At 56.5% G+C, this 18348-nt stretch carries 18 protein-coding genes; 10 read left to right on the top strand and 8 right to left on the bottom strand.

What is annotated here, in order from left to right; genetic code table 11:
* The first annotated feature begins 3 nt into the window (after positions 1–3).
* The 5 genes from cyoB (at position 4) to DQN55_RS04370 (ending at position 4906) form a co-directional block, all read left to right on the top strand.
* Positions 4–2028 (top strand): cytochrome o ubiquinol oxidase subunit I, encoded by a 2025-nt coding sequence (gene cyoB / locus DQN55_RS04350; protein WP_048378130.1) that lies wholly within the window; start codon positions 4–6, stop codon positions 2026–2028.
* A 3-nt stretch (positions 2029–2031) separates the two neighbouring features.
* On the top strand, positions 2032–2658 hold the full coding sequence (locus DQN55_RS04355; protein WP_048378129.1) for a cytochrome o ubiquinol oxidase subunit III: 627 nt from the start codon (positions 2032–2034) through the stop codon (positions 2656–2658).
* Positions 2658–2984: a cytochrome o ubiquinol oxidase subunit IV gene (gene cyoD, locus DQN55_RS04360; protein ID WP_016779556.1), complete on the top strand. Its 327-nt coding sequence runs from the start codon at positions 2658–2660 to the stop codon at positions 2982–2984. Before DQN55_RS04355 ends, cyoD begins: the two co-directional genes overlap by 1 nt.
* Before the next feature lie 11 nt (positions 2985–2995).
* A complete protein-coding gene (cyoE, locus tag DQN55_RS04365; RefSeq protein WP_048378128.1) occupies positions 2996–3883 on the top strand; it encodes a heme o synthase in 888 nt (295 codons plus the stop codon).
* 462 nt (positions 3884–4345) lie between these two features.
* Positions 4346–4906 (top strand): DUF924 family protein, encoded by a 561-nt coding sequence (locus DQN55_RS04370; protein ID WP_048378127.1) that lies wholly within the window; start codon positions 4346–4348, stop codon positions 4904–4906.
* Positions 4907–4955: 49 nt separating this feature from the next.
* Here DQN55_RS04370 and DQN55_RS04375 read toward each other — a convergent pair whose 3' ends face one another.
* Positions 4956–6053 (bottom strand): NADH:flavin oxidoreductase, encoded by a 1098-nt coding sequence (locus DQN55_RS04375; RefSeq protein WP_048378126.1) that lies wholly within the window; start codon positions 6051–6053, stop codon positions 4956–4958.
* A 124-nt stretch (positions 6054–6177) separates the two neighbouring features.
* On the opposite strand from DQN55_RS04375, the gene DQN55_RS04380 reads away from it, so the two are divergent.
* Positions 6178–7059: a LysR family transcriptional regulator gene (locus tag DQN55_RS04380; RefSeq protein WP_048378125.1), complete on the top strand. Its 882-nt coding sequence runs from the start codon at positions 6178–6180 to the stop codon at positions 7057–7059.
* Positions 7060–7126: 67 nt separating this feature from the next.
* A complete protein-coding gene (locus DQN55_RS04385) occupies positions 7127–7951 on the top strand; it encodes a pyrroline-5-carboxylate reductase family protein (RefSeq protein WP_048378124.1) in 825 nt (274 codons plus the stop codon).
* Positions 7952–7991: 40 nt separating this feature from the next.
* On the opposite strand, the gene DQN55_RS04390 is transcribed toward DQN55_RS04385, so the two are convergent.
* From DQN55_RS04390 to DQN55_RS04400, 3 genes are all read right to left on the bottom strand, one after another.
* A complete protein-coding gene (locus DQN55_RS04390) occupies positions 7992–10424 on the bottom strand; it encodes a TonB-dependent siderophore receptor (protein ID WP_048378123.1) in 2433 nt (810 codons plus the stop codon).
* A 112-nt stretch (positions 10425–10536) separates the two neighbouring features.
* Positions 10537–11505, bottom strand: coding sequence for a FecR family protein (locus tag DQN55_RS04395; protein WP_048378122.1), 969 nt, complete (start codon positions 11503–11505; stop codon positions 10537–10539).
* A complete protein-coding gene (locus tag DQN55_RS04400; RefSeq protein ID WP_048378121.1) occupies positions 11502–12008 on the bottom strand; it encodes a sigma-70 family RNA polymerase sigma factor in 507 nt (168 codons plus the stop codon). Before DQN55_RS04400 ends, DQN55_RS04395 begins: the two co-directional genes overlap by 4 nt.
* Positions 12009–12210: 202 nt before the next feature.
* Here DQN55_RS04400 and DQN55_RS04405 point away from each other — a divergent pair, with 202 nt between their 5' ends.
* A complete protein-coding gene (locus DQN55_RS04405) occupies positions 12211–12600 on the top strand; it encodes a c-type cytochrome (protein WP_048378120.1) in 390 nt (129 codons plus the stop codon).
* Here DQN55_RS04405 and DQN55_RS04410 read toward each other — a convergent pair whose 3' ends face one another.
* The 3 genes from DQN55_RS04410 to DQN55_RS04420 form a co-directional block, all read right to left on the bottom strand.
* On the bottom strand, positions 12601–12930 hold the full coding sequence (locus tag DQN55_RS04410) for a hypothetical protein (RefSeq protein WP_048378119.1): 330 nt from the start codon (positions 12928–12930) through the stop codon (positions 12601–12603).
* Between the two features lie 183 nt (positions 12931–13113).
* Positions 13114–13458, bottom strand: coding sequence for a hypothetical protein (locus tag DQN55_RS04415; protein ID WP_048378118.1), 345 nt, complete (start codon positions 13456–13458; stop codon positions 13114–13116).
* A 172-nt stretch (positions 13459–13630) separates the two neighbouring features.
* Positions 13631–14272 (bottom strand): FMN-dependent NADH-azoreductase, encoded by a 642-nt coding sequence (locus DQN55_RS04420; protein WP_048378117.1) that lies wholly within the window; start codon positions 14270–14272, stop codon positions 13631–13633.
* A gap of 95 nt (positions 14273–14367) precedes the next feature.
* Between DQN55_RS04420 and DQN55_RS04425 the strand changes: the two genes are divergently transcribed.
* Positions 14368–15222, top strand: a complete 855-nt coding sequence (locus DQN55_RS04425; RefSeq protein ID WP_048378116.1) for a LysR family transcriptional regulator — start codon at positions 14368–14370, stop codon at positions 15220–15222.
* 227 nt (positions 15223–15449) lie between these two features.
* Here DQN55_RS04425 and DQN55_RS04430 read toward each other — a convergent pair whose 3' ends face one another.
* Positions 15450–16322 carry a hypothetical protein gene (locus tag DQN55_RS04430; protein ID WP_048378115.1) on the bottom strand — a complete coding sequence of 291 codons (873 nt, stop codon included), beginning with the start codon at positions 16320–16322 and terminating at the stop codon, positions 15450–15452.
* Between the two features lie 1047 nt (positions 16323–17369).
* On the opposite strand from DQN55_RS04430, the gene DQN55_RS04435 reads away from it, so the two are divergent.
* A complete protein-coding gene (locus tag DQN55_RS04435) occupies positions 17370–18104 on the top strand; it encodes a Cthe_2314 family HEPN domain-containing protein (protein ID WP_048378114.1) in 735 nt (244 codons plus the stop codon).
* Positions 18105–18348 lie beyond the last annotated feature (244 nt).

Here is an 18348-nt window from a genome sequence, read left to right on the forward strand (position 1 = left end):
ACGATGTTTGGTAAATTAAGTTGGGAAGCGGTCCCGTTCCACGAGCCGATTGTCATGGTCACCATTGCCATGATCGCGCTCGGTGGTCTGGCGCTGTTTGCAGCACTCACGTACTACAAAAAGTGGACCTACCTGTGGACTGAATGGCTAACGTCAGTCGACCACAAGAAAATCGGCGTGATGTACATCATCGTTGCCATGGTCATGCTGCTGCGCGGCTTTGCCGACGCCGTCATGATGCGTACCCAGTTGGCCATGGCCACCGAGGGCTCGCCTGGCTACCTGCCGCCTGAACACTATGACCAGATCTTCACCGCTCACGGTGTGATCATGATCATCTTCATGGCGATGCCATTCTTCACCGGCCTGATGAACCTTGCAGTGCCGCTGCAGATTGGCGCACGTGACGTGGCTTACCCGTTCCTGAACTCCCTGAGCTTCTGGCTGCTGGTATCCGGCGTTGTGCTGATTAACCTGTCGCTGGGCGTCGGCGAGTTCGCCAAGACCGGCTGGGTTGCTTATCCGCCGTTGTCGGGCTTGCAGTACAGCCCTGGCGTGGGGATGGACTACTACATCTGGGCGCTACAGCTATCGGGCCTGGGTACGACGTTAACCGGGGTTAACTTCCTGGCGACCGTACTGAAGATGCGCACCCCTGGCATGAAACTGATGGACATGCCGATCTTCACCTGGACCTGCACCTGGGCCAACGTCCTGATCGTGGCTTCGTTCCCGATCCTGACGGCTACCCTGGCACTGCTGACACTTGACCGCTACATGGATTTCCACATTTTCACCAATGAACTTGGTGGTAATCCAATGATGTACGTCAACCTGTTCTGGGCATGGGGTCACCCTGAGGTGTACATCCTGATTCTGCCAGCGTTCGGGATCTTCTCTGAAGTCATCTCCACGTTCACCGGCAAGCGTCTGTTCGGTCACCACTCGATGGTCTACGCCTCCGGCGCGATCTCGGTACTGGGCTTCATGGTTTGGCTGCACCACTTCTTCACCATGGGTTCGGGGGCCAGCGTCAACGCCTTCTTCGGCCTGGCGACGATGCTGATTTCGATCCCGACGGGGGTGAAGCTGTTCAACTGGCTGTTCACCATCTACCAGGGCCGTCTGCGCTTCACCAGCCAGGTTCTGTGGACCCTGGGCTTCATGGTGACCTTCGCTATCGGCGGCATGACTGGCGTACTGCTGGCCATCCCGGGTGCTGACTTCGTACTGCACAACAGCCTGTTCGTAATTGCTCACTTCCATAACGTGATCATCGGCGGCGCGGTATTCGGTTACATCGCAGGCTTCAGCTTCTACTTCCCTAAAGCGTTCGGCTTCAAACTGAACGAGAAGTGGGGCAAGGCAGCGTTCTGGTTCTGGTGCGTCGGCTTCTTCGTGGCCTTCATGCCGCTCTATGCACTGGGCTTCATGGGCATGACCCGTCGTCTGAACGCCAGCACCAACCCTGAGTGGGTGCCTTACCTGTACGTTGCTCTGTTCGGCGCGGCACTGATCGCTATCGGTATCGCCTGCCAACTGATCCAGCTGTACGTCAGTATCCGCGACCGCAAGCTGGCAGAGAACGCCTGCGAGCACGGCGATCCATGGAATGCACACACGCTGGAATGGTCGACTTCGTCGCCACCACCGTTCTACAACTTTGCTGTACTGCCAAAAGCTGACGGTATCGACCCGTTCACCGAAGCCAAGGAAAACGGTACTGCGTACCAGGCTCCGGCCAAGTACTCGCCGATTCACATGCCTAACAACACCGCTACCGGTGTGTACATGGGTGCTTTGCTGACCGTGTTCGGTTTCGCAATGATCTGGCACATCTGGTGGTTGGCGATCGCTGGTCTGGTAGGCACTGTCGTGGTCTTCGTTGCCCACGCTGCCCGTGACGACCAAGGCTACATGGTGCCGGTTGAGACCATCGAGCGTATCGAGGCCGAGCAGCACAAGCGTCTGGTAGCCGCCAAAGCAATCCCGGCTACTCGTGTTGAAACCAAGTTGGAACAGGCTTAAACCATGTCGAACTTAGCGACTCATGCTGGAAACGCTCATGGTCATGACCATGAGCACGATGATCATCACCACGATTCGGGCGAGACAACCATTTATGGTTTCTGGCTCTACCTGATGACCGACTGCATCTTGTTTGCGTCGATCTTCGCGGTATACGCGGTATTGGTGAACAACGTTGCAGGTGGCCCGTCGGGCCACGACATCTTCGAACTGCCTTATGTACTGGGCGAAACTGCCCTGCTGCTGTTCAGCTCGATCACCTACGGCTTCGCCATGCTGGCGTTGTTCAAGGGCAAGAAGCCGCAGGTCCTGTTCTGGCTGGCCATGACGTTCCTGCTCGGTGCAGGCTTCATCGCCATGGAAATCAACGAGTTCCACCTGTTGATCTCCGAGGGCTACGGCCCTAGCCGCTCAGGCTTCCTGTCCGGCTTCTTCACCCTGGTCGGTACCCACGGTCTGCACGTGACCAGCGGTCTGATCTGGATGGCGATCATGATGTATCAGGTGCAGAAAAACGGCCTGACCTCGACCAACAAGACGCGCCTGAGCTGCCTGAGCCTGTTCTGGCACTTCCTGGACGTGGTGTGGATCTGCGTATTCACCGTTGTTTACCTGATGGGGACTTTGTAATGGCTAACGCACATTCCGACGGCGCCAACCACGGCAGCGTGAAGTCCTATGCGATCGGCTTCATCCTGTCGGTGATCCTGACCGTTATTCCGTTCGGGCTGGTGATGTACCCATCGCTGCCCAAATTCACCACTCTGGCGATCGTGCTGTTGTTCGCTGTCGTGCAAGTGGTTGTTCACCTGGTGTACTTCCTGCACCTGGACCGTTCGCCTGCACAACGCAACAACGTCACGGCGCTGGTATTCGCAGCCCTGGTTATTGTGCTGCTGGTGGGCTTGTCCCTGTGGATCATGTTCAGCATCCACACTGAAATGATGGCGAAGTGAGGTAAGACCCGATGTCCTTTAAGCACTTTATCCAAATCACCAAACCGGGGATCATTTTCGGTAACGTGCTTTCTGTGGCAGGCGGGTTCTTCCTGGCCTCGAAGGGGCATTTCGATCTTGCCCTGTTCCTGGCCGCGGTGATCGGCACTTCTCTGGTGGTGGCGTCCGGTTGTGTGTTCAACAACTGCATCGACCGTGACATCGACATCAAGATGGACCGCACCAAAAACCGCGTGCTGGTACAAGGCCTGATTTCCCTCAAGGTGGCACTGATTTACGCCACCTTGCTGGGCGTCGCCGGTCTTGTCCTGCTGTATCGCGTGGCCAACCCGCTGGCGGCCTTGTTCGCTGCGATTGGCTTCGTGATCTACGTCGGTTTGTACAGCCTGTACTTCAAGCGCAAGTCGGTTCACGGCACGCTGATTGGCAGTCTGTCCGGTGCGATGCCGCCCGTTATCGGCTACGTGGCTGTGAGCAACAGCTTCGACATGGCCGCACTGACCCTGTTGGTGATGTTCAGCCTGTGGCAGATGCCGCATTCCTACGCGATTGCGATCTTCCGCTTCAACGATTACCTGGCCGCATCGATTCCGGTGTTGCCAGTGAAGCGCGGGATCAAAGTTGCCAAGAAGCACATCCTGCTCTACATCCTCGCGTTCCTGATTGCGACCCTGATGCTCACCCTCGGCGGTTACGCCGGCATGAGCTACATGGCCGTGGCAGCCGCGATGGGCATGTACTGGTTGTACATGGCCTGGACAGGCTACAAGGCAGTGGATGACAAGGTCTGGGCACGCAAGCTGTTCGTGTTCTCGATCTTCACCATCACCGCCCTGAGCGTCATGATGTCTCTGGACTTCAAAGTGCCGACTGAGTTGCTACTGACTTACGCGCACTAAGACAGCCAGACCAAAAAAGCCCCGCCTTCGACAAGAAGTGCGGGGCTTTTTTTGCACCCTGTTTTTTACGCGGGTCGAACCCTGGCAGTACATCGAGCGCGATGGCTGGCGTGGGGTAGTCGGCAAGCCCTCTGTGCCTTCTCAGCAGCTTTGCCGGGCGACTCTGGCATCGCAGTCCAGCAGATCGAGGCCAGCTCTCTGGCCAGGCGCGATTTGTAGGCTAAGGCAGGCACGGGTATATAGGTGTTGGACTGGGTTTCACAGCATGACAATCCTTGTACGAGAAACGGCGCGGTCAATGTCTTTACCGGTTTTTGAGCGGGCCGAAGTCTATCCCGATCAAAGCACATGTCGCACATGCGTTTAATCGCATTTGTGATCTTGGGTTAAGGGCTCTGTTTTGCTGCAGCCTGCCGCGTACTAAGGTGTAGCCAGGGTTTTTATCTAATGAGGGGGTGATGCATGACCACGATCAAAAGTGAACAGCCACTGACACCGCAAACAGTGATCGAGTTCTGGACGCAGGCCGGTCCCAAGCACTGGTTCGCCAAAAGTGAGGCGTTCGATAACCGGTTTCGCGAGACCTTTTTCACGGCTCACTTTCAGGCCGCCCGACGTGAGCTGGAACACTGGACCGGCGATGCCGAGGGCGCGTTGGCATTGCTCATCCTGTTGGATCAATACCCGCGCAACGCTTTTCGCGGCACGGCTCATATGTTCGCGACCGACCCGCTGGCACGTTTGTATGCTCGCCAAATGATCGACGCTGGTATGGATAAACAGATCGACGCCTCATTGCGACTGTTTTGCTATTTGCCGTTCGAGCATTCAGAAGAGGCTGCGGATCAGCAGCTGTCGCTGGCATTGCATCGACAGCTGAGCCCCGAACTCGACAAATGGGCCAAAGAGCACGCCGATATCATTGAACGCTTTGGACGCTTTCCTCACCGCAACGCAATGCTCGGTCGGCAGACCTCAGAGGCCGAGCGGGCATTCCTGGAGAGTGGCGGGTTTGCCGGGTAACCGGGGTTCGCGCGGGTGAGGGAGTATGTCTCTCTTAAGCGTCCATGGCTCAGACCAGTTCACGGTGCTTGATATCGGCGATGGGGCCCAGAACTGAAGTGTCGAAGTCTTCAATCGCCAGCCTGTTCACCAGGCGATTCGGATAGTCGGGATTGGCCAGCGCGGCCTTGCCCAGGGCAATGATGTTGGCACCCTCATTGAACGCCTGTTCGGCATGCTGAGGCGTGTGCAACCCGCCGTTGGCAATCACCGCCACCTCTGGCGCGAAACGCCGGGCCAGGCTGATCAGGCTGGCTTCACCTGCGGGGAAGGCTGGCTGCCATGCTTCAAATTCGGTGACATGAATGAAATCGACACCGGCGTCCGCCAAGGAGCCAAAGAGGGTCTCGGCAGCCGCTTCGCCTTCTGCCCATTTGTGTTGGTAATCATTGACCTTGGCTTGCGAAATGCGCACGCCCACGGGCGCCACACCTGCCGCATCACGAACGGCCTTGATCACCTCAAGCGTCAGACGAATGCGGTTACGCAAACAGCCTCCCCAGCGGTCGGTTCTCTGGTTGGTGTAATCGGTTAGAAACTGATCCAGCAGGTAGCCGTTCGCGCCGTGAATTTCTATGCCATCAAAGTTTGCCGTGCCGACGGACAATCGTGCCGCGCTGGCGAAACCCTCGATGGCGTCAGCAATGTCTTCGTCAGTCATGGCATGCGGTACGCGGTAGGGGCCATCGCCGTAGTAAAACTTCATCTGCTCCCCTTTAGGCCGCACGGCAGAGGGTCCTGCAGACTGCTGCACAAAGCGATTGCCCTGGCTCAGGGCGCCGGCGTGCATGAGTTGAGCAAAAACAACGCTGTTGTGAGCGTGGATCCCGCGGGTCGTGGCTTGCCACGCCAGGGCTTGCTCGGCATCAGTGATACCGGGCTGACATACATAGCCTTGAGCGAATTTTCGATCGGTATAAATCCCTTCGGTAATCACCAGGCCAAAACCGCCCTTGGCAAAGCGCTCGTAGTAGCGTGCCATGGTCTGCGAGGCGTTGCCGTCAGCGGACGCGCTGACACGGGTCATGGGGGCCACCGCGAGCCTGTTGGTGAGTGGGAGGCTGCCGATATCAAAAGGCGATAGGAGTGTGTCGTGTACAAAGGGCATGGTCTCAGCTCTCGTCGGTCGTAAAGTGCTATAAATCAGCGATTACCGCCAAAGTAGACCGGACGCCCGGCATGCAGAAGTGCCCCGGATTGATTAGGCGCCTTAACGAAAAAGGATATGAAACATGCAGATTGCGGAGGTTGAGGTGTTTTGCGCCATCGCACTCGCCAACAGCCTTTCAGAGGCTGCACGGCGGCTGGGCTTGTCCGCCATGACAGTGTCCCGGCGTCTGGCGGCCCTTGAGCGGGAGTTGGGTGTGAGGCTCGTGCACCGCACCACTCGCTCGGTGTCGCTGACGCCAGAGGGCGAGGTGTTGCTGCCCTATGCCAAGACCATGCTTGAGGCCGATGAAGCGGCCCGCGCCACGTTGAAAACCAATACTGCCCTGGCCAGCGGTATGCTCAGGGTGACTGCCCCTACGGTTTTCGGCCAGGCGGTCATCATGCCACTGATACCGGCCTTGCTCGCCGAGAACCCTGCATTACAGGTCAGCCTGACGCTGTCCGACAGCATCGTCGACATAGTGGGGTTGGGCATCGATGTCGCCATTCGCATTGCAACCCTGCGCGACTCGGCTCTGGTCGCTCGCACGCTGGCGCCCAACCCCCGGGTGGTTTGTGCCAACCCGGATTATCTGGCACGGCATGGCACCCCGGCGACCCTGGAAGACCTCAAGCATCACGCCTGTATCGGTTTGCATGGCATGCCTTACTGGCCGTTTGTTCGCGGGGGTGAAAGCCTGTCCGTTCGCGCCGACGCGGCCTTTTCGGCCAACAGCGTTGAGGCCGTGCGTTCGGCGTGCAAATGGGGCTTGGGGATGGCGATGCTGACTTACTGGGACATTCGTGACGAGCTGGCTGACGGAAGTCTTGTTCGCGTTGAATTGGCGGATGCGGCTGCGGAGCGCCTTTCGATCACGGCAGTGCTGCCTACACGACATCACGTGCCTCACCGGGTCAGGGTTTTTCTGGACCGGCTTGAGCAGGCGCTGACGGCGTCTCACTAGACGTGCGCTGCACCATCAATGGTAGGGTAAGACAGGCCCACAGCATGGCTGACTTCTTGGGAGATTTATGCGCGACACGATCACCATCGGCATCATCGGCGGGACAGGCTGGCTCGGACGGTCCATCGCCACGGCATTGCTGGACAGCGGGTTCGTGGGACTCGAATCGCTGATCTTGTCCAGCCGGTCGGGTGAACTCAAGGGGGCTGAAGGTTCGCTCGCGAGCGTTCAGGTCACCGACGACAATCAGCGTCTGGTGGGGCTGAGCGATGTGGTGATTCTCTCGGTACGGCCTGAGGATCTGGCAGCGGTCAAGATCGATCTGGCAGACACGTTGCTGGTGTCACTGGTCGCTGGGGTTTCTCTGCACGATATTGCGCTGCACAGCGGGGCGCGCCGTGTGGTGCGGGCCATGCCCAATGCCGCGCTGGAGTTGCGCACCTCATACACTCCCTGGCTGGCCAATGAGCAAGTGGATGGCCCGGACAAAATCCTGGTTCAACGCCTGTTTGAAACCTGTGGGGAGGCTGACGAAGTCTTCAGTGAAAACGATCTTGACTACCTGACCGCGTTGTCGGGAACCGGGCCATCTTACCCGGCGCTATTGGCCAAGGCCTTGTATGACGGTGCAATTGCTCAAGGTTTGTCCGAAACCGTCGCACGACGTGCAGTCACTGGCGTGGTGGTACACGCCAGTCAGTTAATCAGTGAAACCCGTGGCTTCGAAGCCTTGCTGGATACGCTGGTGGGCTATCGCGGCGTCAGTGCCGCCGGCATTCAGGGGATGACGGCGGGTGGGCTTGCAGCCAGCGTGAGCGCCGGCATCAGTCGGGCTCACGAGGTGGCACAGTCCCGGTTGTTTGACGTTAAGGTCCCCGGGCGAACCGAGTAGGCTGCGCGCAGTTTGAGGCTCGAAGATTGCCACCCAGCCCTCAGAAGTCTGCCTTGAGCGACATCACCAGGTTACGGGGCTCGCCATAGAAGTTACCGAATCCTTCGGTGCCGACGGTTGCGTAATAGCGCTTGTCGAACAGGTTGTTACCGTTCAGGGCAACGGACCAGGTGTCGTCGATGCGGTAGCCGATACGGCCGTTCCAGATGGCATACCCGGATTGGCTGATGTCGTTGCCGCTGATGGGTGAAACCCGGTAGTTGCGGCTTTGGGCATTGACGCCGGCGCCGACAGTGACGCGCTCCAGAGGGCCGCTGAGCGCATAATCGGCCCAGACCCGCAGCAGGTGCCGTGGAACGTACGAGTTATAGGACAGCCCGTCCTGAGTGGCATCGGCGTCTTCCAGCACCTTGGTCTGGGTGTAGGTATAGCCCGCCAGCAACTGCAAGCGGTCAATGACTTCACCGCTGACTTCGGCTTCGAAGCCTTGGGCGCGGACTTTGCCAGAGTTTTGCGAGCAACTGCTGTCCGGGCAGGCCGGGTCATCCTGGGCGGCGTCTTTCTGAACGGTGCGGAACAGGTTGAAGGCGCTGTTCAGCCGGCCGTCAAACCATTCGCCCTTGATCCCAAGTTCATAGCTCTGACCGATCAATGGCTTGAGCGTGGCGCCCGTGATGGTTTTGTAATTGCCTTGGGGAGTGAAGATGTCGGTGTAGCTGGCATAGGTGGTCAGGTTGTCGTTAAGGTCGAACAAGATGCCGGCAAACGGAGTGACTTGCCCGCTTTCTCTCGATTCGGAACGCAAAGGCGTGCCTTCACCGCGGTAGTACGACACGCCTTCGTTTTCGGATTTGTACCAGCTCACGCGGCTGCCCAGTACAAAGGTCAGCGGGTCGGCCAGTTTCAGACGGACCGTGGAATAGGCCCCGTATTGCTTGACCCGCATGTCGACCGGGCCACCCCGGGAAGCATTGGCCAGGTAGTAACTTTCGTCCGGTTGCGCAAGATGGTGGTTGGGGTTCAACACATCCTGGCGATCGGGCAACAGTGCTACCGCGTAGAAATCATCCTTTCGCGAGTGGCTGGCGTTGGCGCCGACGATCAGCTCGTGCTGTTGGCCAAAGGCGTCGAATTTGCCATCTACATAGGCATCAAAACCGTAGTCGGTCTGGTCGTAGTCATAGATGCTGCCGATCATCGGGGTGCTGGACTGAGTGCTGCCGACCGGTACCGAACCGCTGGGGAAGGCATATTCCATGTCCTGGGTGTTTTTCGAGTAAACCCCGGCGACCTTGAGTGCCCAGTCGTCATTGAAGGTGTGCTTCATGTCGCCAAAGAAGGTGGTTCGCTGACTGCGCTGCTGGTTCCAGGCGGTGTTCAGGCACGTGGAACGCTTGAGTTTCAAGTCACTGCCATCGGCATAGCGCGGCAGCCCGCCCCAGCAGGGCGTGGCATCCACATCTTCATAGGCGATACCGACTCCCACGGTGGTGTCGGGGCTCAGGTCATAATCCAGCGCGCCATAGTAAATCTGGTCTTTGCGATCCCCGATATCATAGAAATACTGGCGCGTTTGCTGAGTGACCACGGCTCGCCCGCGCAAGGTGCCGTCCTCGTTGAGGGGGCCGCCGGTATCTATTTGCCCGCGATAATTGTCCCAAGTGCCAGCCGACAACGACAGTTGGGTATGGGGCGTGTATTCACCGCGTTTGCGCACGAAGTTCACCGCACCGGCAGTGCCCCCGGCACCTTTCATCATCCCGGCGGCACCGCGCAATACTTCGACCCGGTCATAGATCGCCATATCGCTGCTAAAACTGTCGGCTTGCACATAGCTGCTGCCGATATCCAGCGGTACACCGTCGTATTGATATTGGCCGGTCATGCGGAAACCACGGGAGTAAAAGTACTTGCCTCCCATCGGGGAGTCATAGACCGTGATGCCCGGGGTTTTCTCCATGACTTGTTCGATGGTGTTCAGGTTCTGGTCATCGAGCATTTTGCGCGTCATGACGGTGACCGATTGCGGGGTTTCCTTGAGGGTGTGGGCACCCTTGCCGATGGTCACCGTTCGGGGCGTATACGACCCTGAGCCTTCACTGGTGGGGTCGAGGCTGCGCTCGACAATGCTGGTGACGCCCAATTGCAACGCTCCGCTGTCCTGTGCGGCGGGTTCTACGCTGAAGTTGCCCTGGCCGGTGATTCGCAACTGCAACTGACTGCCCGAGAGCGCTCTGTTCATTGCCTGTTCCGGCGACATTCGACCGATCACTGCTGGTGCCTGTTTGCCCTGTACCAGCGCAGGCTCAAGCGAGACGATCTGCCCGCTCTGGCTGGCGATGGCATTTAGCGTGTTGCCCAGGGGGCCGGCCGGCAGGTTGAAGCTCAGTTCTTGTGCCTGCACCGGGGCAGGGCTCGCCAGAGTTGCCAGGGCAACGGCGACAGATAGGGTGTAGGGCCACGGGTTGAGCACAGCATTCTCCTGATCGTGTGGAAGTCTCAGGAGATAGGTGGGCTGAGAAATGAAAACCGGACACAAATAAGATTCATTTTCATAAAAAGCTGTTCCAGTTCTCGCCGCTGTACTACCGCGTACCAATCAAGGTTAGCCATGGACCGTAACGGTCCACGCGAATCGGCAGGGTTTCAGCCAGCGCGGTGAGGGTGCGTTCGGGGTCGTTGAGCGGGAAAACCCCCTGAACCCGCAACTGTCGGACCTCGGGCGCCACCCGCACGAACCCTCGGCAATAAGGTCGCAAGGCATCGACCACGTGCTGCAGTGGCTCGTCCAGCACATTCAGCCTTCCGTTCAACCAGTCGGCACGGCGGCGCTGGTCTCCAGTGACAGGAACGATGCTCGTGGCATTCATTTCAGCGGACTGGCCCTCTTGCAGCTCGAGCGTGACGCCATTGAACAACCGTGCCTGGACGCTGTGCTGAAGCACCACGACTCTTGTCGCAGAAGCTTGCTGGGAGACCAGAAAACGCGTACCGAGCGCCTGTACTTCACCTTCAGCCGTCCGGACCCGCAGCGGACGCAAGGGATCGGATGCCACCTGAATCACCAGTTCGCCGTGATGCAGCACGATCAACCGTTGACGCTCATCGAAGTGCAGGCTCACTGCGCTGTTGGCGTTCAGGCTCAGGCGACTGCCGTCAGCTAGGCTGTAGTTTTGCTGCTGACCACGGCCAGTGGACAGATCCGCCAACAGCGAATCGCCCAGCGGGCTGCGCGCCCCCAGCCACAAACCGCCGCCGAGCAACCCCAGTCCGGTGATTGCACGCAACGCATCACGTCGCGTGCCGTTGGGTTGCAGCAATAGCTGGCGAGCTTCGCCGGCCTGGCCGGGCACGCGTTTATCCAGAGCACGCACGGTGTTGAAAGAGCCGGCAAGACGCTCCTGCAGTGTTGCCCAGGCTTGAGCATGTGCCGGGTCCTGTGCCAGCCACGCATTGAAGCGCGCCAGCAGCGCCGCATCGGGTGTGCCGGCGCGCAGCTTCACCATCCAGTCAATGCTCTGTTCGCTGATCGGGTCCAGGCGCGGCTTGCTCATGGGGCCGCTTCGCTCAGGTAGCACTGACGCAATGCCTGTTTCATGTACCGGCTGACCGTGCGCTCAGACAGCCCCAGCTTGTGCGCAATCGCCACATAACTCAGGCCATCCAGCTGGCTGTAAAGGAAAGTCGCTTTGACCACCATGGGCAAACCGTCGATAGCCCGGTCAATGGCCACCAAGGCCTCGATCAACTGCAACTGCTCTTCGGGCGACGGCGCTACGGCTTCGGGAAGCAAGGCCAGACGTTCCAGATACGCCGTTTCCAGCTTGCGCCGTCGATGGCGATCGAATATCAGCCGTCGGGCGATGGTTGCCAGGTAAGCCCGAGGCTGCTCAATGCTGTCGGGATCAACCCTGGCCATGAGCATCTGGCAAAACGTATCTGCAGCGGTGTCTTCAGCATCTGCATGATTGCGCAGACGTCGCTGAAGATGCTGCAACAGCCAACGATGATGATCGCTGAAAAAGAAGCCCAGCTTGCGGGTAGGAAGAGGTTGCACCGTCGGTGATCCAGAGGTGAGTGCGAATAGTTCTCAATAGTAGCGGCGAGATGATGGCGACTGCAATCACTGACTGCGAAGAGGCGGGGCGTGGTCAGAACATCATGCCTGTCACGACTGGGGAAAGACCCGGCAAGCAGGCATAATTGGCGGCTGAGCCAGAACATCCTTGTCGCGTGCAATGCCTGAAGTGGAGCTGCCCATGAAACCCCTCGCCTTACTGACCTTCGCCATGATCCTCAATGCCGGCCTGTACAGCGGCATGGCAGCGGCGGCAGGCGGTGCCGAGGCTGGCGCGAAGCTGTTCACCAAGACCTGCGGTGGCTGTCACAGCGTGGGAGAGAACGCCCGGGGATCGTTTGGTCCGCAGCTCAATGGCGTGATTGGCCGGACGGCCGGGTCGACCGCCGACTATCAATACTCCGAGGCAATGAAAAACTCCGGCGTGGTCTGGACCCGCGAGAAGCTGGCGGCGTACATCGAGTCCCCGAAGAAAGTCATCAGCGGCACCCGCATGATTTTCTGGGGGATCAGCGATCAGGAGAAGATCGACAATTTGCTGGCCTACCTGGAAACGTTCCAGGGGCAATGATCACTGGATGGCTTTAAGGTAATCCTTCAGCGCGATCAGCGGAGCGTGCAATTGCTCGATCGTGGCGGCCTGCCTGAAGTCGTCGGCCAGCTTCTGCAGCTCACGGCCCATGACTGACTCCGCGCCACCGACAGCGTCCAGCGCCAATACCAGGCACTCATTCACTTTGCACTGCAGCGCCTCGACATCGCCATTACGAACCAGCAAGGCAAACACCTCGCGCTGATACGCATCCATGGCCGGGTCGTCGCGCAGAAGCGGACTTTGGCCTTCCGTCTCATAGACCAGCTTGAGAGAAAAAAGAGCGACTGCCTCCAGTGGCAATTCCATGGTGCGAGTTCCTTTACTGTCTTGCCGAATGGCGATAATCAGGGGGGGTACAGACGAAAAATGACCTTGGGCTTGACGGTCATTTTCATGGAGGGCGCGATTGTAGCGGCAGGGCTGCAAGCTGTCGCTTGCGGGCTCATTCTGCAGGTGACTGAGCGCCGCTGGAATGTTCTGCCACGCTGTTCAGTTCGACCGAAAACTCCAGACAATTTCAACCACGCGCACAGCAATCACCACATACGCCACAATCAGCAAAAGCTGGAAAAACACGTGATAGCGCAGAACGGCGAGCCGGCGAATCCCGTCACTGACATTGAGCACCAAGAGCACACTGGAAATCCCGATGAGCCCCCATCCCGCCATACTGGAAGCCAAAATCCCCAGGAACAGATCATGCGTTCCCCTCAGCGCCTCTGTACCCGCCGCAAAAAGAAGCGCACACACCACCAGGTTCTTAACATTGTCGAAAATCTGCGTACTCAGATCCTTCGCCAGCAAAGCCTGATATTGCTTCCAGAGTTTCTGCATATTGGAAATGCCTCAACGATGCTGCATCGGCCATTAAACAATAGTTGCTGCGAGGCCGGTTGCTGCTGACAAGCAGGTATTTTCAGCGGCGACCCCAGGACCGGCTCTTCAGCATAGCTGCTGGATCTGCGCGCCGTATGAAGGGCGCCTGCGCTACTTTTCCATCGGCCCCTCAGCGACAAATATCATCGGCCAATCGCCCGGCCTGCTCAGTTGCCCTCTCGCGTGCGCCACGATCAACGTCTTCACCCAAGATGGTTTTCTCCACAATCACCGAATGCACATCGGTCACGCCGATGAACTGCAGCCAGGCTTCGACATAAGGCTTCTGGAAGTCGAAACGCTCCGCCGGCGTGATCGACTGCGGCGAAAAATCCAGGCCTCGGGCATACGCCACCACGGCGATTTTATTGTGCAGCATGCCTTCCAGGCCGCGTTCTGGATCGAAGCTGAACAGGATGTCCTTTTGCGACACCAGGTCGATGAAGTGTTTGAGCTTATAAGGGATGCTGAAATTCCAGAGCGGTATGGACAGCACCAGCACATCCGCGCGGTGCAAGTGCGCAGCCAGCGCTTTCAGGATATTCCAGGCCTCTTGTTGCGCAGGCAGCAAGGCGCTGCCATTGAGTCCTGCATATTTGGCTTCCATTGCCATCTCGTCGAATTCAGGCAGCGCCATGTTCCAGAGGTCGAGGGTGATGATCTCAGCGTCCGGAGTATGTTCCTGATAACGCGCAATGAAGCTGCGGGCGACTTCAAGAGACGCCGAACGCTGCTTGCGGGGAGAGCATTCGATATGCAGAAGAGTAGTCATGGCACGCCTCAAACGGTGGGTAGAGAGGCATTGCAACATAGTTATATTTGAAATATAAATCGTAAAATAATGCTAAATTGATCACGTATATAACTATGTTCGATACGCTGCTACTCAAAACATTTGTCGCTGTGGTCGATGAACAAGGCTTCAGCCGTGCAGCCCTGAAGCTGCACCTCACCCAGTCTGCGGTCAGTGGCCATGTGCGGCGACTGGAAGAGCAGGTGGGTAAACCGTTATTGACGCGCACCACCCGTTCCCGGCAACTGACACCTGATGGCGAGCGCTTGCTCGCTTATGCCCGCACGATTCTTACGTTGAACCGTGATGCCTGGGCAGAACTGACGCGTAAGCCGTTTCACGGGCGGCTACGGATCGGGGTGTCCGAAGATTTTGTCGACCCCCGGTTACTGCGCGCGTTTCAGGACTTCGCCGCGCAGTACCCAGGAATGGCAATCGACGTGCAAATGGGCATACCCGGTACGTTGCTGGCGCTGATGAAGCAAGGCCATCTGGAGTTGGTCATCGGCTCACTGTGCGAAACCAGCGACGCGGGCATCGTACTGTGGCAAGAACCGCTGGTATGGGCCTGGCCGGCGCAACCCGTCATCCCGTTGCCGACGCCCTTGCCACTGGCCCTGTTCCCCGAACCATGCCCTTATCGCGAGGTGGTATTGAGCCGACTGGCCCAGGCCGGGATCCCCCAGCGCACAGCGATGTTATGCAGCAGCACCGCCGGGCTGCGAACGGCGGCGCTTGCAGGCTTCGCGGTCGCGCCCATGACACTCAGCCAGTTAGGGCAAGGATTAGTGGCTCTTGGGGCTGAACAAGGATTGCCGGAGTTGCCGGATGCAGAGTTTCGGCTATTTGCCTCGCCTGAAGCCGATCAACTGGTCGTGGCGGCAGTCACCCGGCTTATCGTGGAGTACTGCTCCACACGCAGGGCTTAACCGTTCTGTCGAGCAGGCAGAAGACGAATTTCAGGCACAAAAAAACCGGCGCGGTGGCCGGTTTTCTTGTGCTGCGAGTCCTGTTAGAGACTTGCAGGGAATGGTAGGGGGCGAGGGAGACTCGTGCGTTCCATATTATTCGTGCCTTGCAGAGCAATTATATAGCTAGGGATACACGCAGGGATACAGATTCATTCCGGCTGCTCCGCTTTCCTGGATGTCTAGAGTCATTCAATACGAGCGTCGGCGATGGACCTCTCAATATTTTCAATGAAAGTTCTCACGTTCTCCATAACCTCCATGACCCATGCCGCGGGGAATGAGTGTTCCTCTCCGTCCTTGCCTTTTCCGCTCCGATGAACAACGTCATGCCTAATTTTTACAAATCCAAGAAGCCGGACCTTGAGATCCTCGTCTGGAAAGATATTGATGTTTAGCGCGATTTTAAAGATTGCTTCGACTTTAGGTAGGTTGTGATACAGCAGTCCCTTGAGGTAGATCCGGATTTTGTCGCTGACCACATTTGGGTTATCCAAGATGACACTCAACGCCACCTTCTCGGCCGAGAGCTCCCTATCCTTAGCCGCGAGACTTTGCATCGCTTTTGGAGTGGCAAGCACTGTCAGTTGGAGTATGTCACCTAGGTATGCCTCCATTGAGCTAATGGTCTCAGCGAAAATCATTCTCTGAATTATTGCTGCCGATTGCCTAAAAACATACTGTTCACCGCGCGGGCACTCTGCAAGCACTTCACCCAGATGATGGTAGTTATCGATGTAGATTTCGTACGGTCTTAGTGGGATAGAGTTGTTAAGCCATTCATTCTCTTGCGGGTCATCTGATGAGAATGGGGCCTCCTCTGCATCAACCTTTACCTCGGGATGATCAAGCAATTCTATAAAGCAGCCAGCAGGGGAGTTCTGGATTTTTATGTTGAAAAACTCCCGGCATTTGTCGCATTCCATTTCGCCGTCATCCTCAGATAGCGAGTCGGACAGAGGTTCAACGCACCAATCGACCTCGGGTACGTCAACCGTGACACGCGCTTCTTTCTTACATAGAGGGCAGTCAAATCTTGCTGTAGTGGTTAACTGGCTCATGGCTTGCTCAGTCTCAATATTTCGAAGGAACGAATGAGGTCATAGTGGATTATGACGTGAAAAACGCTGGGGCTCCTGGAGCATACACGACGGTACGGGGTCGGAAACCCGCGGGATTTTTTTAGCAGCAGGGCACCCAGCTTATTGAAATTTTAATCGTTGAAATTGAAAGGTATTGAAGAAAAGAGGCGGGGTGGGTCTTGGCCCGCAGCAGGGCACTGGATGTGTTGCTGATAGTGAACACCTAGGTGAGTCAACTGGGTCAACCGGTCAAGTGTGGTCAACAAACCTTGGAACCCAGCCACTAACGATTTCCTGCGGGTTTCCTGCCCCGTGTCTCCTCGAAATGCCCAGGGTCCTCAGCGTCTTCGGAGTCATAGTGCAAATGCACTGGTTAACCTGCAGTTCACCCGGTTCACCTGTTCACTAAGCTGTGCACTTTTCCTCTAACACAATCACGCGGGTTTCCTGCCCCGTACCTGACCCAAAGTCCCAGGGGCCCCGCCACTTTCAACGCGCAGGGAATTGCTTTAGCTTCTATCGCTGGAGGAACCATCGATTAGGGGGGGAGGGGATATTCTCTTAAAGGCTATGTTACGAGTGTTACGAGTTCAATTAAGCAATTGATTTCAAAGGATTTTATTTATGTTGCGGCGCACTGAATCGTACCCATAGGTAAGTGTTACAAGGGCCACTGGTGTTACATGTGGGGGGCCTAGAATTGGTTGCTATAGCCTACCAAGGCTGTGGTTGCACAGGCTTTGATGTTTACCAAAGCTTAAATGGTGGCGGTGATAGCAGGCTACTATAACGGTGGTCCAATTTTTTTTGGAGCTTGTATTGACGATTTCGTTAGCGTTGCCAGTTTCGTATAGTGCGGAAAGCGTAAGGAGCTAGGCCCTTTTCTGCTCAAACTTGATCATGCATAAAAGAAGCTGATTTTTTGGGGAGGGCAACAAATAATGACTGTGCCTGGAAGACCGCATTTATGGCTATCCCACATAAGTAAATCTATCAAGAGATAGAGCCTGATTAGGAAGGTGTATTTTGCAAGAGACATCGCTCGACAAAAACTTGATAGACCATCCGAGTTTAATAATCCTTCTCCCTCACATGCACAGCTATTGTGAAAAAGGACTAACTCGGTTTTCTGAGGGTAAAGATAGTTTTTCTTTGACAACCATCGAAACGTACACATGCGGAGTTTTTGAGCGTGTTGCTGAGCTAGATAGCGCGCTGATCTCCTTGCGTTTAGCGTGCAAGTTTGTAGCCGAGCTTGGTTTCGAGCAAAATCCGAGCCCTGAAGTTTATCGTTATCACTACGAAAATTTTGTGCTTCGGGTGATTGGATTGGTGGATCGGGCACATAGGCTTGTTGGAGCTTCCCTGCTCTTGCCTTCTAACAAATATGAAGTCGTTGGAGGAAACTCCTTCGTTCAGAGAGCTATCAAAACAAGTCATCCTGGGTTGAATAGAGCCTTGGACGCAGTTGCTGATGCCGTAAATAGCTACCGAGGCCCTAGGAATGAGTTGATCCACTCAAGCGCCTACTCTAGTCGTGAACTTGGTATCTTCATGGGGGTAGAGCAATTCACCGTGGATACTGGCACCGTAGACATTACAGAGCTTAAGCGGGATTACTCATCAGCCGGAGCTGTCGAGATTGGACAAACCATAGGGCGATTGATATTAACACTAACAGTGTTGCTGGAAGAGCTAGAGCCGGTATTTTCAACGGCGCAGAAATTTAGCATCTTAAAAAGAGATAAAGCTAATACTTAATCCTTGTGGCGTTAATAGAGCTAGCTAGGGTTATGTAACGATTTTCATCGTAACCACTCAAATACAGAGTCTTTTAACAAGGCGCGATCTATAAGGTGCTCACGAGTCTTCAGCAATGGTAGACATAGCTTTTTAGGCGTTCCAATACTAAGCGAGCTGCTCTGGGGGGCGGAATGAGGGAGGCAGCACTACATATTTTTTGCGAAAAAGTTTACTTTTTTGGAGTGGTTAATATGTTTTTATC

It is taken from the genome of Pseudomonas taetrolens, assembly GCF_900475285.1.
In the GTDB taxonomy this organism is placed as follows: Bacteria; Pseudomonadota; Gammaproteobacteria; order Pseudomonadales; family Pseudomonadaceae; genus Aquipseudomonas; species Aquipseudomonas taetrolens.

Excerpts from the sequence above, each read along its gene's own strand:
- DQN55_RS04430 (WP_048378115.1), bottom strand. The coding sequence starts at position 16,322 with ATGAGCCAGTTAACCACTACAGCAAGATTTGACTGCCCTCTATGTAAG.
- DQN55_RS04375 (WP_048378126.1), bottom strand. The coding sequence starts at position 6,053 with ATGCCCTTTGTACACGACACACTCCTATCGCCTTTTGATATCGGCAGC.
- cyoE (WP_048378128.1), top strand. The coding sequence starts at position 2,996 with ATGTCCTTTAAGCACTTTATCCAAATCACCAAACCGGGGATCATTTTC.
- DQN55_RS04410 (WP_048378119.1), bottom strand. The coding sequence starts at position 12,930 with ATGGAATTGCCACTGGAGGCAGTCGCTCTTTTTTCTCTCAAGCTGGTC.
- DQN55_RS04395 (WP_048378122.1), bottom strand. The coding sequence starts at position 11,505 with ATGAGCAAGCCGCGCCTGGACCCGATCAGCGAACAGAGCATTGACTGG.
- DQN55_RS04370 (WP_048378127.1), top strand. The coding sequence starts at position 4,346 with ATGACCACGATCAAAAGTGAACAGCCACTGACACCGCAAACAGTGATC.
- DQN55_RS04415 (WP_048378118.1), bottom strand. The coding sequence starts at position 13,458 with ATGCAGAAACTCTGGAAGCAATATCAGGCTTTGCTGGCGAAGGATCTG.
- cyoD (WP_016779556.1), top strand. The coding sequence starts at position 2,658 with ATGGCTAACGCACATTCCGACGGCGCCAACCACGGCAGCGTGAAGTCC.
- DQN55_RS04355 (WP_048378129.1), top strand. The coding sequence starts at position 2,032 with ATGTCGAACTTAGCGACTCATGCTGGAAACGCTCATGGTCATGACCAT.
- DQN55_RS04380 (WP_048378125.1), top strand. The coding sequence starts at position 6,178 with ATGCAGATTGCGGAGGTTGAGGTGTTTTGCGCCATCGCACTCGCCAAC.
- DQN55_RS04405 (WP_048378120.1), top strand. The coding sequence starts at position 12,211 with ATGAAACCCCTCGCCTTACTGACCTTCGCCATGATCCTCAATGCCGGC.
- DQN55_RS04385 (WP_048378124.1), top strand. The coding sequence starts at position 7,127 with ATGCGCGACACGATCACCATCGGCATCATCGGCGGGACAGGCTGGCTC.
- cyoB (WP_048378130.1), top strand. The coding sequence starts at position 4 with ATGTTTGGTAAATTAAGTTGGGAAGCGGTCCCGTTCCACGAGCCGATT.
- DQN55_RS04420 (WP_048378117.1), bottom strand. The coding sequence starts at position 14,272 with ATGACTACTCTTCTGCATATCGAATGCTCTCCCCGCAAGCAGCGTTCG.
- DQN55_RS04425 (WP_048378116.1), top strand. The coding sequence starts at position 14,368 with ATGTTCGATACGCTGCTACTCAAAACATTTGTCGCTGTGGTCGATGAA.